The organism is Nocardia sp. NPDC055029 (assembly GCF_053608525.1).
On sequence record NZ_JBSGVQ010000050.1, the window covers coordinates 31,740 to 46,968 of the forward strand.

Consider the following 15,229-nt stretch of genomic DNA (forward strand, 5'->3'; position numbering starts at 1 on the left):
CCCATGTCCACACCCGACGCCCGAGTGGTCCTGCTGCGCCACGGCGAAACCACCTGGTCCAGTCAGCGACGGCACACCAGCCACACCGACCTGCCGCTGACGCCGCTCGGCGAGACGCAGGCCCGCTCGGCCGGGCTGGTGCTGAAGTCGCTCGACCTGCGCGATCCGCTCGTCTTCACCAGCCCGCGCCTGCGCGCCAGGCAGACCGCCGAACTGGCCGGCCTCGCGCACGCCGAGATCGACGACGACCTCACCGAATGGGACTACGGCGACTACGAGGGCCTGACCACCGCGCAGATCCGCGAATCCGTCCCCGGCTGGACGGTGTGGACCGCGCCGGTGCCCGGCGGCGAGACGGCCGAGCAGGTCGGCGCCAGAGCCGACCGCGTACTGAGCCGGGTCGAACCGGCGCTGTCCGAGCGCGATGTGGTGCTGGTCGGCCACGGGCACTTCTCCCGGGTGCTGATCGCGCGCTGGGCGGAATTCGCGGTGACCGAGGGCCGCCGGTTCGCGATGTCGACCGGCGCGATCAGCGAACTCGGCTACGACCACGACGCCCGCACCATCTGGGGCCACAACCTGACCACCCGCACCGAACCGATCGAGGGAGCCACCCGATGAGCGCGCTGGTCCGCCGCGCCACGCCCGCCGACGTCCCCGCGCTGGTCGGGCTCGTGCACGATCTGGCCGAATACGAGAAGGCGCCCGAGGAGTGCACCCTCACCGCCGAGCAGCTGGACTCGGCCCTGTTCGGCACCGCGCCCGCGCTGTTCGCCCATGTCGCCGAGAACGACGGTGTCGTCGTCGGTTGCGCGATCTGGTTCCTGAACTACTCCACCTGGGACGGCGTGCACGGGATCTACCTGGAAGACCTGTACGTGCGGCCGGAGACCCGCGGCACCGGCCTCGGCCGGGCACTGGTCGCCGCGCTGGCGGCCGAGGCGGTCGAACACGGCTACAGCAGGGTGTCCTGGTCGGTGCTCACCTGGAACACACCGTCCATCGCGTTCTACGAGTCCCTCGGCGCCGCACCGCAGGACGAGTGGGTCGGCTACCGGCTCGCCGGCGCCGAACTGACGGCGCTGGCGGCGACCGCGAGCTGAGCCGATGCGCATCGCATTACCGCACGAGTGGCCGCGCACGCCGGACGAGGCGATCGCCCTGCAGGACGAACTGCGCCCGCTGGTGCGCGCGGAAAACCCTGGGCCACCGCAATTCTCGACGGTGGCGGGAATTGATTCGGCCTATGCCGAGGACGGCACCGTCGCTACCGCGGCGGTAATTCTCGACATCGCCACGCTCGAAACCATGGAATCGACAGTGGCACAGGGAATTTCGACTTTTCCTTATGTGCCTGGCCTGCTCGCGTTCCGGGAGCTTCCCGCCACGGTCGCGGCATTGGAAATGCTCACCCGCACACCGGATCTGCTCGTCTGCGACGCCCAGGGCATCGCGCATCCGCGCCGATTCGGGCTGGCCTGTCATGTCGGGTTGCTGACCGGAATTCCCACCATCGGTGTCGCCAAATCGGTGTGGGGTGAATTCGCGGAACCGGGGCCGCGGCGCGGGGACGCCGGTGACGTCACCATCGACGGCGAGGTCGTCGGCCGGGCACTGCGCACCCGCGACGAAGTGAAGCCACTGTTCGTCTCGGTCGGACATCTGATCGACCTCGACACCGCCTGCGCGCAGATACTCGCCCTCACCCGGGGCTTCCGGCAACCGGAGACCACCCGCAGAGCCGACCACCTGTGCCGCGAGGCGCTGCGCGCGGCGACTGCCTGACTACGCCTTGTGACTACGCCTTGTGCTCGGCGTCGGGGAGCTCGCCGTAGTCCAATGCCATGAACCGGCTCGTCGCGGGCGCGAACAGCGCACCGAGCCCGCCGAGCACCACGATCGCCAGCAAGCTACCCCACAGCGGCTGGTGCGAATCGGTCAGCAGCGACCACGCCACCGGCAGCAGCAGCACCTGGGCGATGACCGCGATCGCGCGGCCCCAGCGCTTGCCGCGCAGCAGGGCGATGCCTGCGGCGAGCACACCACCGAACAGCACGCCGAACCAGATCGCGGTGCCGACGCCGCTGGCCACCGACTGGTCGTGACCGGTCAGCGCCCGCACCACCAGCACGATCGCGGTGACGACACCGGCCAGGCCCTCCAGCATCACCACCGCGCCCGCCACCCGCACCGTCGCCGGAACGCCGGTCGTCACCGGTTCGTCCTCGCGCTGTTCGCCACCGTCAGTCACGTCGTGCTCCGCCACGCGCCCCAGCCTACGACGACCTGTCGTGGCGACCCGGCGCGCGCCGTGTGTTCACGGTCTCCCATTACCCTCGACACCGTGCGGACGCTGCTCATCGTCAATCCGAATGCCACCTCGACCACCCCGGCGACCCGGGATTTGCTCGCCCACGCCCTGGAGAGCCGAACGCAGCTGACCGTTGCGCACACCCAGCATCGCGGCCACGCGGCCGAACTCGCCCAGTGGGCATCCACGCAGGAGATGGACCTGATCGTCGTGCACGGTGGCGATGGGACGGTCAACGAGACGATCAACGGCTTCCTGCCGCTGCCGCAGGTCGGCGACGACCAGGTCTGGCGACCACGTCTCGGCATCATCCCCGGCGGCTCCGCCAACGTCTTCGCCCGCGCCCTCGGCATCTCCCCCGATCCGGTCACAGCAACCAACCAGCTCATCGATCTGCTCGCCCGCGACGCCGACCGCAGAATCGGGCTCGGGCTGGCCGATGACCGATGGTTCACTTTCAGCGCAGGCGTCGGCCTCGACGCCGATGTGTGCGAGGCGATCGACACCGCCCGCGCCAAAGGTCGCAAGGCCACTCCGACGCGCTATCTGCGGACAACGGTGCGCCAGTTCTTCCGCGCCCGGCGGCGAGAACCGAGCGTCACCGTCGAGGTTCCAGGACACGATCCGGTGGAGGCCGTTCATTACGCCTTTGTCACGAATTCGAGCCCGTGGACCTATCTCGAGGACCGCCCGATTCGCACCAATCCGGGAACGACCTTCGAAGCCGGACTCGGGGTGTTCGCGGTCCGTTCGATGAGCGTGACCCGCACACTGCTGCTTGCCAGGCAGTTGCTGGCCGAGAATGGAAACCCCAAGGCCGACGCGCTCTTTCGGGTCGACGACGTGCCGTCGGTGCACATCGAGACGGCCGCGGAGATCGGCCTGCAAATCGATGGCGACTTCATCGGAAAACGCAAGATGGTGCATTTCACATCGGTGCCCGGCATCCTCGATGTAGTCGCTCCGAAACCTTCCTGAGCTCCGGACACGCGGAAAAATCTCCCGGTTGCGCTGCGAAAACCAGGAGACGCGAGTACAAAGGACCGGGCAGGTCCCCCTTGCGGGTCCTCTAGAGCGTGATCTCCCCCACGGTGCGCCGGACACCTATTGACATCTACGGTGTTCGTGAAAGCATTCACAAGCAACCGTGCGGAAACATTCGAGTCGCACAAGTGAACGATCCACTAACCAGAGGTGCCCTTTGTGGCGCCCGCGCAAAGGAGCAGAGGAATGGACTGGCGCCACAAGGCCATCTGTCGCGATGAGGACCCCGAGCTGTTCTTCCCGGTGGGTAACAGTGGTCCTGCGCTCGCGCAGATTGCCGATGCCAAGCTGGTCTGCGCCCGCTGCCCCGTCACTGCCGATTGCCTGTCATGGGCCCTGAAGTCCGGACAGGATGCCGGCGTGTGGGGTGGAATGAGCGAAGACGAGCGTCGCGCGCTGAAGCGGCGCAACGCGCGCACCCGTACGCGTACCTCCGTCTAGTCGACGAAGGAGGCGTTACCGGGCCATTCAGCCCGGCCCGGTAACGCATGTGAGAACCCGGCACCTCGCGGTGCCGGGTTTATTGTTGCCTACCTGCGGTTTCGAAGGTTCTCAGCGTCCGGCGCGACGGCCGAGCGGGACCCGGAGCACCGCGTCGGTGCCCACGTCGGCGCCGGGGTGCAGGCCGATCGAACCACCCAGTTCCGAGGTCACCAGGGTCCGCACGATCTGCAGGCCGAGGCGGTCGGAACCCTCCAGACTGAACCCGGACGGCAGGCCACGACCGTCGTCACTGATGATCACGTCGAGCCAGCGGGCCGACCGTTCCGACCGAATCGTCACGGTACCGTTCTGCCCCGCGTCGAAGGCGTGCTCGATCGCGTTCTGCACCAGCTCGGTCAGCACCATCACCAGCGGCGTCGCCCGCTCCGCGGAGAACACCCCGAGCGAGCCCGCCCGGCGGACCTTGATCCGCGCGGTGTGCACCGTGGCCACATCGGCCATGATCGGCAGCAGCCGGTCGACGACCTCGTCGAGGTCGACCTCTTCGTCCACCGACATCGACAGCATCTCGTGCACCGAGGCGATCGAGGTCACCCGGCGCACCGATTCCGTCAGTGCCACTTGGGCTTCCGGGTTCTCGGTGCGGCGGGCCTGCAGGCGCAGCAGCGCCGCGACGGTCTGCAGATTGTTCTTCACCCGGTGGTGGATCTCGCGGATCGTCGCGTCCTTGCTCAGCAGCGCGCGGTCGCGCCGCTTCACCTCGGTGACGTCGCGCACCAGCACCGCGGGCCCGGCCAGTTCACCGCCGGGCCGCATCACCAGCGTGCGCAGCAGCACGGTCGCGCCGCGCGCCTCGACCTCCATCCGGCGGCCGGTGCGCCCGGCCAGCGCGGCCTGGATGTCGGCGACGACTTCCTGCGCGTCGAACGGATCGGTGATCAGCGAGCGGGTCGTCACCGCGAGATCCTGGCCGACCAGATCGGCCTGCATCCCCATCCGGTGATAGGCCGACAGCGCGTTCGGGCTCGCGTAGACCACGATGCCCTCGGTGTCGAGCCGGATGAAACCGTCACCCGCGCGCGGGCTGGAGTGCGTCGCCGCGCGATCCTCCGGTGTCGGGAAACTGCCGTCGGCGATCATCTGGCACAGATCGTCGGCACACGCGACGTAGGCCCGCTCCAGCGTGCTGCGCACCCGTGAGCGCTGCAGATCGGAGTCGCGGCTGAGCACCGCGATCACGTCCTCGCCGCAGCGCACCGGAATCGCCTCGCGCACGGCGTGGGCGGGTGTCGGATGGTAGACCCCGCTGACCTCCACCTCGGTGTCGGTGCGCACCGTCTGCCCGCTCAGCAGGGCGTCGAACACCTGCGGGAAGTCCGCGCGCGACGCGGTGGTGTCCACCTTGTCGTCGAGGTGGACGGTGGGCGCTGTGGTCGGGCGGATCTGGGCGACACACACGACATCGGCGCCCTCGGAGACCGGGCCCGCCCCCACCCACAGCAGCAGATCCGAGAACGAGAGGTCGGCGAGCAACTGCCAATCGCCCACCACCCGTTGCAGATGATCCACGGCGGTGCCGGGAAGGTCGGTGTGTTCGGCCAGGAGCTCGCTCAGTGTTGCCACGTTGGATCTACCGCTTCGCTTCCCCGTGCGCCCTAGGCGATGGTGGCGATCAGGTCGCCTGCCTGGAGGACCTGGCCGGGCGCCACGTCGATCGAGGTGACATCGCCCTCGACTTCGGTGAGCACCGGGATCTCCATCTTCATGGACTCGAGCAGCACCAGGGTCTGGTCGACCCGCACATGCTCACCGACAGCGACCTCGACAGCGAGCACGGTCGAGACCATCTCCGCGCGCACTTCTTCAGACATGGCACCTCGTTCAATAGTCGTATCCGGCGAAGCTACAGCCAACCACACATGAAACAATGGCTCTCGATCAGATCGTGCTCCGCGCTGCGGCGGGGAGGACCCACAGAAGGGAGCTACCTATGGGTAAGCGTGGACGTAAGAAGCGCAGCCGTAAGGGCAACGCAGCCAACCACGGCAAGCGGCCCAACGCCTGAGCTCTGCTCGGAACGTGAAAAGGGGCACCCGATCGGGTGCCCCTTTTCTGTGTCCTGACCCAGGTGCTCAGCCCTCGGTGGTCTCGATCCTGGTGACCGAGATCGAGCGGTGGATCTCCAGCTTCAGCCGGTCGCGCAGACTCTCCGGAGCGTGCTCACCACCGCATTTGCGGCTGAGCAGGCCCTTCAGCTTCTCCTCGATGCCGTAGGCCTCGATGCACGGACTGCAGTGGTCCATGTGCTCTTGGAGCCGGTCACGAGTAGCCTCATCACATTCGCCGTCGAGCATGAGCCACACATCCGCAAGTACAGCGGTGCAGTCCATCTCCATATCGGGGTCGCTCACTTCGTAACCTCCTGGCGTTCCCCACGGTCGAATCCACGTTCGCGCGCCACACCGGCGAGCAAACCCTTGAGTTGCTTGCGGCCGCGATGCAGCCGGGACATCACGGTACCGATCGGGGTGCCCATGATGTCGGCGATTTCCTTGTACGGGAAACCTTCGACGTCCGCGTAGTACACCGCCATCCGGAATTCCTCCGGCAGCTGCTGCAGCGCGGCCTTGATCTCGTCGTCGGGCAGGGCGTCCAGTGCCTCCACCTCGGCCGAGCGCAGGCCCGTCGAGGAATGCTCGGCGGTGGCCGCCAGCTGCCAGTCGGTGATCTCGTCGGTCGGGTACTGCGCGGGCTGGCGCTGCTTCTTGCGGTAGGAGTTGATGTAGGTGTTGGTCAGGATCCGGTACAGCCAGGCACGCAGATTGGTGCCCTCCTTGAAGGACTTGAATCCCTGGAACGCCTTCACATACGTCTCCTGCACCAGGTCCTCGGCATCGGCCGGGTTCCTGGTCATCCGCAGGGCGGCGCCGTAGAGCTGGTCGAGCATCGGGAGCGCATCGCGCTCGAACCGCGCAGCCAGCTCGGCTTCGTCGACTCCTGAGCCGGATGCCTCGGCAGGCACCACGTCATCGTCGCTCGTCACACCAATCCCTTCGATCGCCGTAGTTACCGAATCTACCGGCACCACGGATTCGAAAGGCAATCGCGCACCCTGCGGCGAGATGGGACGCTCCTCGAGCAGCAGTGTCACTATCTCTCCTTCACGGCAATCGGGCGGGTGGCTTGTCACTTGTGTGCAACATGCACCCGCGGATCCGTGTTCCCGCACCGCCGGAAATATGTTTGCCGACCGGGGGCCCGCGATGGTTAGGGTGACGCCCATGGCAGCCGCGTCGACGCCCGCGATCAAAGTCCTCACCGGTGCGGGGATCGCGCACCGTGTGCACGCCTACGCCCACGATCCCCGCGCGGAGTCCTACGGCGACGAGGCCGTGGACGCGCTCGGCGCGGAACTCGGCGTGCGGGCGGCGCAGATCTTCAAGACGCTGGTGATCGAACTCTCGACCGGCGCGCTGGCGGTCGCGGTGCTGCCGGTGCCGGCCAAGTTGTCGTTGAAGGCGGCCGCCGCCGCGCTGGGCGCGCCGAAGGCGAGCATGGCCGACAAGACCAAGGCCGAACGCACCACCGGATATGTCCTGGGCGGGGTCTCCCCGCTCGGCCAGCGCAAGAAGCTGCCGACGGTTCTCGACGCGTCCGCGCTGGACTGGGACCGGGTGCTGTGCAGTGCGGGCAAGCGCGGCCTGGAAATCGAGCTCGCACCGGCTGATCTGGCTCGTGCGGCGAATGCCGTGACGGCGCCGATCACCGCCTGAACCGGCGGGTAGCCATCCGATCGGGGTCTCGTTCCGAATTCACTGCGACGCATTCCGCGCCCGGTACGACCTATTCGACCCGAGGATGTGATGCGAGAAATGTCCGCTCGTTCGACGATCGCCACCCTGTCCGGTGCTCTAGTCCTGACCTTCGGCGCCCTCGCCGTCGCCGCGCCCGCCACCGCCATTCCGCCGGTTGCCCCGTCGGCGCCGACCGACTCGAGCGACTTCCCGCTCAACGGCCAAGGCACCAAGAAGAACTCACCGAAGGCCGCGCCCGAGAAGAGCGAAAAGGCCGAGAAGATGGAGAAGCTCGGCGGCGGGGTCGCCACCGTGCTGATCGACCTGACCTCCGGAATCATCAAGTGCAGCTTGAACATCGTCACCGATTCGGTGAAGTGCAAATTCTGACGACAACTCCGGGGCCGGGCACGATCACAGCAAGCTGATCTGCCCGGCTCCGCCGTCGGTGGCCTCGGCGGGCGCCAGCAGTTCCGGTCCGTTGTTGCGGACACTGTTCACCAGCGTCGACACCGGCCGCGCGACGATCGCGGACACTTCCGCCGGCGACACCCCGGCCAGCAGCTCCGTCGGCGCGGGATGATCGGGGTCGAGCCAGGCGTCCCAGTGCTCGCGCGGCAGCGGCAGCGGCATCCGGTCGTGGATGCGCGCCAGATCGCCGATGGCGTCGGTGGTGAGGATCGTGCACGACAGCAGCGGCTCGGCGCCGGGCACCTCGCGATCGCGCCACACCGACCACAGCCCGGCCATGTACAGCCGCGAACCGTCCGCGTGCGACATGTAGAACGGCCGCTTGACGGCCTTGCCCTTGCCGGTCGGCGCCGACTCGACCAGCCATTCGTACCAGCCGTCCATCGGCACGAGGCAGCGCTTGTGCTTGGCGGAGTCGCGGAACGACGGCGCGGTGACCGCCTTGTCGGCGCGGGCGTTGAACAGCGGCTTGCCCTTCGCGGGCAGCCCCGGCTCACCCGCCTTCGTCCAGGACGGGATCAGCCCCCAGCGCATGCGCCGCACCCGCAGTTTCGGGTCGTCGCCGGGCTCGCCGTGCTCGTGCCGTTCCACCACGGTCAGCACCTGGGTGGTCGGCGCCACGTTGTAGCTCACCGTCGATTCCTGCTGGTCCGCGTCGAGGTCGGTCTCGTCGATCGCGTCGAGTTCGGCCGCCAGCCGACCCGGATTCGTGGTCGTCGCATATCGTCCGCACATAGGGCCATCGTCTCACCGGAGTCCGACACCCGGCGGCGACGCGACCACACCTAATTCCACACCACCCGTGTGTCCGGACCGCACATGCGCGAAGATGGGCGGGTGAGTTTCTGGCCAGCGCCCCATATCGAGGTCCCCGTCCACGCGACCGTGACCCTGCCCGGTTCGAAATCCATCACCAATCGCGCGCTCATCCTCGCCGCACTGGCCGATGGCCCGTCCACCCTCACCGGTGCGCTGCGCAGCCGTGACACCGACCTGATGATCAAGGCACTGCAGGGCCTCGGCACCGAGATCCTCGGTGACGCCGAGACCCTCGAGGTCACCCCGGCGCCGCTGCGCAGCACGGCGGTCGACTGCGGCCTGGCAGGCACCATCATGCGGTTCCTGCCGCCCGCCGCCGCGCTGGCGACCGGCGATGTGGCGTTCTTCGGTGACGAGCAGGCCAAGCTCCGCCCGCTGACCACCATCCTGGACGCGCTGCGCAAGCTCGGCCTCGACGTCGACGGCGACGCGCTGCCGTTCGTCGTGCACGGCACCGGCCGCCTGCGCGGCGGCGCGGTCACCATCGACGCGTCGGGTTCCTCGCAGTTCGTCTCCGGGCTGCTGCTCTCGGCCGCCCGCTTCGACGAGGGCATCACCGTGCAGCACGACGGCAAACCGCTGCCGTCCATGCCGCACATCGAGATGACGGTGGAGATGCTGCGCCGCGCCGACGTGGTGGTGCACACCCCCGCCGACTCGCGCAGCCCCCAGACCTGGACCGTGGAGCCCGGCCCCATCCGCGCGGTCGACTGGGAGATCGAACCCGACCTGTCCAATGCCACGCCGTTCCTGGCGGCGGCCGCCGTCACCGGTGGCGAGGTGAGCATCCCGATGTGGCCGCGCGGCACCACCCAGCCCGGTGACGTGATTCGCGAGATCCTGGTCAGGATGGGCGCCGAGGCGCGCATCTTCGACGGCGTGCTCACCGTGCGCGGCCCGGAGCGCCTGGCGGGCATCGACATCGACCTGCACGACGTCGGCGAGCTCACCCCGACCGTCGCCGCGCTGGCCGCCCTGGCCGACTCGCCCTCGGTTCTGCGCGGCATCGCGCACTTGCGCGGGCACGAAACCGACCGGCTCGCAGCGCTTTCCGCCGAGATCAACCGGCTGGGCGGCAATGTCACCGAGACCGAGGACGGCCTCGAGATCGTGCCTGCCCCGCTGCACGGCGGCCGGTGGCACTCCTACGCCGATCACCGGATGGCCACCGCCGGTGCGATTCTCGGCCTGCGGGTGCCCGGGGTGGAGATCGAGGACATCGGCACCACGGCCAAGACGCTGCCGACCTTCGTCGCCCTGTGGGAGCAGATGCTGGCCCCCGCCTTATCGGGTGAGGGAGCGTCGCACTGAGCCGCCGAGGCCGCTCCACAGGCAGCTACGACGAATCCGATGTCCGGGTCCGCCCTGGCAAGGCCTCGCGTCCGCGCACCAAGACCCGGCCCCAGCACAACGACGCCGAGGCCGCGATGGTGGTCTCGGTGGACCGCGGCCGCTGGGGGTGTGTGCTCGACGGTGACGCCGACCGGCGCATCGTCGCCATGCGGGCCAGGGAACTGGGCCGCACGCCGATCGTGGTCGGCGACCAGGTCGACGTCGTCGGTGACCTGACCGGCAAGCCCGACACGCTCGCCAGGATCGTGCGGGTCGCCGAGCGCGGCACCGTGCTGCGCCGCACCGCCGACGACACCGATCCGTTCGAACGCATCGTCGTCGCCAATGCCGAACAGCTGTTCATCGTGGTCGCGCTGGCCGATCCGCCGCCGCGCACCGGTTTCGTCGAGCGGGCCATGGTGGCCGCGTATGCCGGTGGGCTGGAACCGATTCTGGTACTCACCAAACGCGATCTCGTCGCGGAATCCGAATTCGCCGCCGCCTTCGAGGGTTTGGACCTGAAGATCCTCTACGCGGGGATCGACGATCCGATGGAGCCGGTGCTCGAGCTGCTCGACGACCGGCTCACCGCGCTGATCGGGCACTCCGGTGTAGGCAAGTCGACGATGGTGAATCGTCTTGTGCCCGACGCGTATCGGGCCGTGGGCGAGGTGTCCGGCGTCGGCAAGGGCAAGCACACCTCCACCCAGTCGGTGGCGTTACCGCTGCCCGAGGGCGGCTGGGTGATCGACACCCCCGGCGTGCGCTCGTTCGGTCTGGCCCACATCACGCCCGACGACGTGATCGCCTCGTTCACCGACCTCGCCGACGCCATCGAGGACTGCCCACGCGGCTGCACGCATCTGGGTCCGCCCGCCGACCCCGAGTGCGCGCTGGACCAGCTCCCCGGCACGGAACGGCGGGTCGCCGCGATTCGTCAGCTGCTGACCGCGCTGATCTCCAACGAGACCTGGTAGCAACCGATTCCGTGCCGGGAAGGGTGATCAGAACCCGAAGGATCCGGTGCCGGTGCCGCCGCCGTCACCCGGGCCGGGATCGGTCGGCACGTCGGCCACGGTGACCACCTTGGTGGTCGACGAGCTGGCCACGCCGCTGCGGCCGGAGAACGTCGCGCCGATGGTGTACGCGCCCGCGGCGCCCGGCGTCCACACGATGGAGGCCTTGCCGTTCGCGGCGACGGGGATGTCGCCGAGGACGTTGTCGCCCGCCTTGAACTGGACCGTGCCGCCCGCCGCCGCCGGGGACACGGTCGCCTCCAGGGTGACGGCCTTGCCGACCTGCGCGCCGGTCACGTCGGTGATGACGGTGCTCGATACCGCGTCGCTGGACACCGTGATGTTCGGGCCCTTGCCCTGGTAGGTGCCGTCGCCGAGCGAACCGCCGTAGTGCATCGAGGTCGGCAGCGGGGTGTCGCGGGCGCAGTTGACGCCCACCTTGTACTGCACCTCGAAGGTCTGCGATTTCGGCTCGATATTCGGGTACACCGGGTACTTGGTGATGCCGAACTCGGCGCGGACCCAATCCGAGGACGACGTGTCGAGCTGGACCGGGTCACCGCCCATCTTCGCCGAGCCCGCGACCGGGGTCAGGCAGGCGGGGTGCAGGTCCTTGATGTTGTAGATGTACTCCACCGGAATGCCGGTCCGCTCGAACTTCGTCGTCACGGTCACCGTGTCGCCGACGACCGGGTTGGTGTTCGACACCGTCCTGGTGAACTTGCTGTTCCCGTCGTTCCAGGTGATCGTTCCCGGTGCCGCCGCCGCCGTGCCGGGAACCGCTGCCACCGCGAAACCCGCTGCCACCGCGAACGCGGCCATCGAACCGGCCACCCGCTGCATTCTTCTGTCCACCATCGTTGTCTCCTGCGTACACCGGGCGCCGCTCGACATCGTCGTCGAGACCTCGTTCCACCCGAGTTGGCGAGCAGTAGATCACGGCGGCGCACCCTCGCGGACGAGATTCCGAAATGATCATCAGTCAGATTGCGAATTCGACTCACGTTCGTCCGCGTTCACGGCAACGGACACCCTGCGCCGGTAGCGTCTCCCCCATGAAGCCACCGGCGATCGGATACCTGCGCCGCGACATCTCGGGTGTCGCCCAGTCCTGGGACGAAACGCAGATCCGCTCGCTAGCCGAGCGCCTCGGCTACCGCTTCACCAAGACCGTCGTCTTCAGCGACCGCACCACCGACCCCATCGGCCGCCTCCTCGACGTGGTCACCACTACCCAGGCCGCCGCCGTAGTCACCCCCAGCCTCACCCACCTCGGCCCCGACCTCCCCGACGCCCTCCTCGCCGCCTGCGACGTCATCACGGTCTCCCCCGAGATCACCAACGCCCGCACCATCCCCGCCTTACCCGCCTAGGCGGAATCAGCACCTGCACCGGCTGACCATGGACGTTCCTATCGCCTGATCGACGTGGGTGGCGCCGGGCGTTCGGGCAGGGGTGGGGGCGCGACGATGGAGCTCGCAGAACGCCCATTGTTTGCGCACCTCGGAGGCTGTGCCATGTGTTCCGACATACTCGATCTGGACGCTGTCGACGTCGATCCCGACGACTACGTCCGGGCGTTGATGAGCTGGCATTTCGGTGCCGAGACGGGGAGCTCGTACTGGTTGCGGCGGGCGGAGCGGCTCGACTTCGATCCGGTCGCCGACGTGCGGACCTTCGACGATCTGCGGTTGTTCCCCAACGTGATCGACGAGTTCAGGGATGTCGCGGTGGAGGATCTGATTCCGCGGGGATTGCGTGGGACGGATCGGGAGATCGCGGGGATCTACGAGAGCGGCGGGACGACGGGGGCGCCGAAGCGGTTCGTGATGTTCGAGCGGTGGATGGAATTCGCGCTGTCGTGGGACGAGCACCACTACGCGGATCTGGGGACCATGAACACCCTCGCCATCGCGCCCAGCGGCCCGCATATGTTCGGCGAGTTCGCTTCCCGGCGCGCGCGCAGGCACAACGGGGTGAAGTTCACCGTCGATCTGGACCCGCGGTGGATCAAGCAGCTCATCGGCTCCGGTGATACCGAGGGCGCCGATCGCTACGCCGAGCACCTGATCGACCAGGCGGCCGCGATCCTGACGACCCAGTCGGTCGGCATCATCATCGCCACCCCGCCGCTGCTCGAGCGGCTGGCCCGACGCGAGGAACTGGTCGACGCGGTGCGCAAGCAGGTGAAGTTCCTGTGCTGGAGCGGCGCGCACATGGACGCCGACACCCGGGACATCTTGCGCCAGGAGGTCTTTCCCGGCATTCCGCTCAAAGGCCTCTACGGCAGCACCACCATCCTCGGCATGTCGCGCGAGCGGGACTCCGAGCGCGAGGACGGACTCGCCGTGTTCGACACCCCGAGCCCCTACATCGCGTTCCGGGTGGTCGACCCGGCCACCGGCGACGATGTCGCGGTCGGCGAACGCGGGCAGGTGGTGATGAACCACCTCACCAAATACGCGCTGCTGCCGAACAATCTGGAGCGCGACACCGCGCTGCGGGCCGAGCCAGCGCCGAACACGCTGGGCTGCGCGGTCGCCGATGTGCGCCCGGTGTCGACCTTCGCCGACAAGTCCGTCATCGAGGGTGTGTACTGATGATCGAGATCGACGCCCTCGGCCCCGCCGGCTCCTACCACGCCAGGCAGCGCATCCCGATCACCGCGCTCGACGGCACGGAAGTCGGTGAGCTGGGCCAGGTTCCGGCGCTGTTCGTGCGACGCGCCATCGCGGCGATGCGGTCGGCGCCGACCGTCCCCGCCGAGGAACGCCTCGCCCTGATGAAGAAGGCCGCCGAGCTGTTCACCACCGCGACGATCGGCGGGCTCGACCCCGAGGAGTACATCCGGATCGTCTCGACGGTGTCGGGCGTGCCGCAGCAGGTGGTGCGCCAGTCGGTCGAGTGGGTGGCCGAGGTCCTGCGATCCCAGTGCGACACACTGGCTTTGGCGATGCCCCACGGCGCCGTCGCCGAATGGTCCGACGAGCGCACCCGCGACGGCGCGGCCGTGTGGGTCCGCAAGGGCGACGTCTTCGCGGTACACGCGGCGGGCAACACCCCCGCGGTACACGGACTCTGGCCGGAGGCGCTGGCGCTGGGCTACAAAGTCGTGGTGCGGCCGTCGGCGCGCGAGCCCTTCACCGCCTTCCGGCTGGTGAGCGCCCTGCGGATGGCGGGCTTCCCGCCCGCGACGATCACCCTGCTGCCCACCGACTACGCCGCCGCCGATGTGATCATCGCCGAGGCCGACTACGCGATCGTCTACGGCGGTCAGGACGTCGTCGACAAGTACGGCGCGAGCCCGCGCGTGCTCACCCAGGGTCCCGGCCGGTCGAAGATCCTGATCACCGCCGACGTCGACTGGCGTGACCACATCGACGTGATCGCCGATTCGGTGAGCCACCTGGGCGGCACCGCGTGCACCTGCACCACCGCGGTGCTGGTCGAAGGCGATCCGGAGCCGGTGGCGCTGGCGCTCGCCGAGCACCTCGCCCGCATCCCGAGCCTGCCCGCCGATCACCCCGACGCCATCCTCACCGTGCAACCGGTGCCGACGGTGACCGCGATCGACGAGTACCTGCACGAGGTCGCCGGCACGGCGAAGCCCCTGCTCGGCGGCGACACCATCGTCGACGAACTCCCCTCCGGCGGCGCGGTACTGCGCCCGGCCGTACACCTGGTCGACTCCGCGACCGCACCGCAGCTCGGCGTCGAACTGGCCTTCCCTTGCGTCTGGGTCGGCCCCTGGCGCCCCACCGATGGCATTGTGCCCCTGCGGAATTCACTCGTCCTCACCGCGATGACCACACGCGGCGAACTGGTCGAGGCCCTCCTGAACGACCCTACGATCACCAACCTCTACCTCGGCGACAACCCGACCACCTGGCTGCGCCCCGGCGTACCGCACGACGGCTACCTGGCCGAATTCCTCATGCGCTGCAAGGGCATGATCCGCTCCGGCATCTGATCCGGCGCGCCCGCGCCCGGCCTGTCAT

Annotated in this window: 20 protein-coding genes; 13 read left to right on the forward strand and 7 right to left on the reverse strand. The window is 68.5% G+C overall.

Going from position 1 to position 15,229, the window contains the following annotated elements; genetic code table 11:
- Positions 1 to 3: 3 nt before the first annotated feature.
- From ACWF9G_RS30780 to ACWF9G_RS30790, 3 genes are read left to right on the forward strand one after another with little or no spacing between them, the layout of a single operon-like run.
- The gene (locus ACWF9G_RS30780; protein ID WP_452519617.1) at positions 4 to 621 is read left to right on the forward strand and encodes an acid phosphatase; all 618 of its coding nucleotides are present in this window, start codon (positions 4 to 6) and stop codon (positions 619 to 621) included.
- The gene (locus ACWF9G_RS30785; protein WP_452519618.1) at positions 618 to 1,103 is read left to right on the forward strand and encodes an N-acetyltransferase family protein; all 486 of its coding nucleotides are present in this window, start codon (positions 618 to 620) and stop codon (positions 1,101 to 1,103) included. The genes ACWF9G_RS30780 and ACWF9G_RS30785 overlap by 4 nt, the downstream gene beginning before the upstream one ends.
- Before the next feature lie 4 nt (positions 1,104 to 1,107).
- Complete coding sequence (locus ACWF9G_RS30790; protein WP_452519619.1) at positions 1,108 to 1,785, forward strand: endonuclease V; 678 nt, start codon at positions 1,108 to 1,110, stop codon at positions 1,783 to 1,785.
- A 13-nt stretch (positions 1,786 to 1,798) separates the two neighbouring features.
- Here the strand turns inward: ACWF9G_RS30790 and ACWF9G_RS30795 are convergent, their stop codons facing one another.
- The gene (locus tag ACWF9G_RS30795; RefSeq protein WP_379307908.1) at positions 1,799 to 2,167 is read right to left on the reverse strand and encodes a hypothetical protein; all 369 of its coding nucleotides are present in this window, start codon (positions 2,165 to 2,167) and stop codon (positions 1,799 to 1,801) included.
- Positions 2,168 to 2,344: 177 nt separating this feature from the next.
- Between ACWF9G_RS30795 and ACWF9G_RS30800 the strand changes: the two genes are divergently transcribed.
- Positions 2,345 to 3,289 carry a diacylglycerol/lipid kinase family protein gene (locus tag ACWF9G_RS30800; protein ID WP_452519620.1) on the forward strand — a complete coding sequence of 315 codons (945 nt, stop codon included), beginning with the start codon at positions 2,345 to 2,347 and terminating at the stop codon, positions 3,287 to 3,289.
- 252 nt (positions 3,290 to 3,541) lie between these two features.
- The gene (locus tag ACWF9G_RS30805) at positions 3,542 to 3,796 is read left to right on the forward strand and encodes a WhiB family transcriptional regulator (RefSeq protein WP_022567051.1); all 255 of its coding nucleotides are present in this window, start codon (positions 3,542 to 3,544) and stop codon (positions 3,794 to 3,796) included.
- Positions 3,797 to 3,907: 111 nt separating this feature from the next.
- Here ACWF9G_RS30805 and ACWF9G_RS30810 read toward each other — a convergent pair whose 3' ends face one another.
- Together ACWF9G_RS30810 and ACWF9G_RS30815 are read right to left on the reverse strand one after the other, a co-directional pair.
- Positions 3,908 to 5,422 (reverse strand): sensor histidine kinase, encoded by a 1,515-nt coding sequence (locus ACWF9G_RS30810; RefSeq protein ID WP_379307879.1) that lies wholly within the window; start codon positions 5,420 to 5,422, stop codon positions 3,908 to 3,910.
- Between the two features lie 32 nt (positions 5,423 to 5,454).
- Entirely contained in the window at positions 5,455 to 5,670 is a 216-nt protein-coding gene (locus ACWF9G_RS30815) for a biotin/lipoyl-binding carrier protein (protein WP_378855473.1), read from the reverse strand.
- A gap of 119 nt (positions 5,671 to 5,789) precedes the next feature.
- Between ACWF9G_RS30815 and ACWF9G_RS30820 the strand changes: the two genes are divergently transcribed.
- Positions 5,790 to 5,864 (forward strand): 50S ribosomal protein bL37, encoded by a 75-nt coding sequence (locus ACWF9G_RS30820; RefSeq protein WP_022597109.1) that lies wholly within the window; start codon positions 5,790 to 5,792, stop codon positions 5,862 to 5,864.
- A 67-nt stretch (positions 5,865 to 5,931) separates the two neighbouring features.
- Here the strand turns inward: ACWF9G_RS30820 and rsrA are convergent, their stop codons facing one another.
- Both rsrA and ACWF9G_RS30830 read right to left on the reverse strand, forming a co-directional pair.
- Entirely contained in the window at positions 5,932 to 6,195 is a 264-nt protein-coding gene (gene rsrA, locus ACWF9G_RS30825) for a mycothiol system anti-sigma-R factor (RefSeq protein ID WP_452519630.1), read from the reverse strand.
- A gap of 11 nt (positions 6,196 to 6,206) precedes the next feature.
- Complete coding sequence (locus tag ACWF9G_RS30830) at positions 6,207 to 6,842, reverse strand: sigma-70 family RNA polymerase sigma factor (RefSeq protein ID WP_379038060.1); 636 nt, start codon at positions 6,840 to 6,842, stop codon at positions 6,207 to 6,209.
- Positions 6,843 to 7,080: 238 nt separating this feature from the next.
- Between ACWF9G_RS30830 and ybaK the strand changes: the two genes are divergently transcribed.
- Complete coding sequence (gene ybaK, locus ACWF9G_RS30835; RefSeq protein WP_452519622.1) at positions 7,081 to 7,572, forward strand: Cys-tRNA(Pro) deacylase; 492 nt, start codon at positions 7,081 to 7,083, stop codon at positions 7,570 to 7,572.
- 99 nt (positions 7,573 to 7,671) lie between these two features.
- Positions 7,672 to 7,983 carry a hypothetical protein gene (locus ACWF9G_RS30840; RefSeq protein ID WP_379307881.1) on the forward strand — a complete coding sequence of 104 codons (312 nt, stop codon included), beginning with the start codon at positions 7,672 to 7,674 and terminating at the stop codon, positions 7,981 to 7,983.
- 24 nt (positions 7,984 to 8,007) lie between these two features.
- Here the strand turns inward: ACWF9G_RS30840 and ACWF9G_RS30845 are convergent, their stop codons facing one another.
- Positions 8,008 to 8,799, reverse strand: a complete 792-nt coding sequence (locus ACWF9G_RS30845) for an SOS response-associated peptidase (protein ID WP_452519624.1) — start codon at positions 8,797 to 8,799, stop codon at positions 8,008 to 8,010.
- Between the two features lie 84 nt (positions 8,800 to 8,883).
- On the opposite strand from ACWF9G_RS30845, the gene aroA reads away from it, so the two are divergent.
- On the forward strand, positions 8,884 to 10,194 hold the full coding sequence (gene aroA, locus ACWF9G_RS30850) for a 3-phosphoshikimate 1-carboxyvinyltransferase (RefSeq protein ID WP_379307883.1): 1,311 nt from the start codon (positions 8,884 to 8,886) through the stop codon (positions 10,192 to 10,194).
- A 116-nt stretch (positions 10,195 to 10,310) separates the two neighbouring features.
- Positions 10,311 to 11,192: a ribosome small subunit-dependent GTPase A gene (gene rsgA / locus ACWF9G_RS30855; RefSeq protein WP_379307884.1), complete on the forward strand. Its 882-nt coding sequence runs from the start codon at positions 10,311 to 10,313 to the stop codon at positions 11,190 to 11,192.
- A 27-nt stretch (positions 11,193 to 11,219) separates the two neighbouring features.
- On the opposite strand, the gene ACWF9G_RS30860 is transcribed toward rsgA, so the two are convergent.
- Positions 11,220 to 12,089 (reverse strand): Ig-like domain-containing protein, encoded by an 870-nt coding sequence (locus tag ACWF9G_RS30860; RefSeq protein WP_379307885.1) that lies wholly within the window; start codon positions 12,087 to 12,089, stop codon positions 11,220 to 11,222.
- A gap of 197 nt (positions 12,090 to 12,286) precedes the next feature.
- Here ACWF9G_RS30860 and ACWF9G_RS30865 point away from each other — a divergent pair, with 197 nt between their 5' ends.
- The 3 genes from ACWF9G_RS30865 to ACWF9G_RS30875 all read left to right on the forward strand — a co-directional run bounded on the left by ACWF9G_RS30865 (position 12,287) and on the right by ACWF9G_RS30875 (position 15,201).
- Positions 12,287 to 12,604 carry a hypothetical protein gene (locus ACWF9G_RS30865; protein WP_452519625.1) on the forward strand — a complete coding sequence of 106 codons (318 nt, stop codon included), beginning with the start codon at positions 12,287 to 12,289 and terminating at the stop codon, positions 12,602 to 12,604.
- Between the two features lie 144 nt (positions 12,605 to 12,748).
- On the forward strand, positions 12,749 to 13,831 hold the full coding sequence (locus ACWF9G_RS30870; RefSeq protein WP_452519626.1) for an AMP-binding protein: 1,083 nt from the start codon (positions 12,749 to 12,751) through the stop codon (positions 13,829 to 13,831).
- Positions 13,831 to 15,201: an aldehyde dehydrogenase family protein gene (locus ACWF9G_RS30875; protein WP_452519627.1), complete on the forward strand. Its 1,371-nt coding sequence runs from the start codon at positions 13,831 to 13,833 to the stop codon at positions 15,199 to 15,201. The genes ACWF9G_RS30870 and ACWF9G_RS30875 overlap by 1 nt, the downstream gene beginning before the upstream one ends.
- Positions 15,202 to 15,229 lie beyond the last annotated feature (28 nt).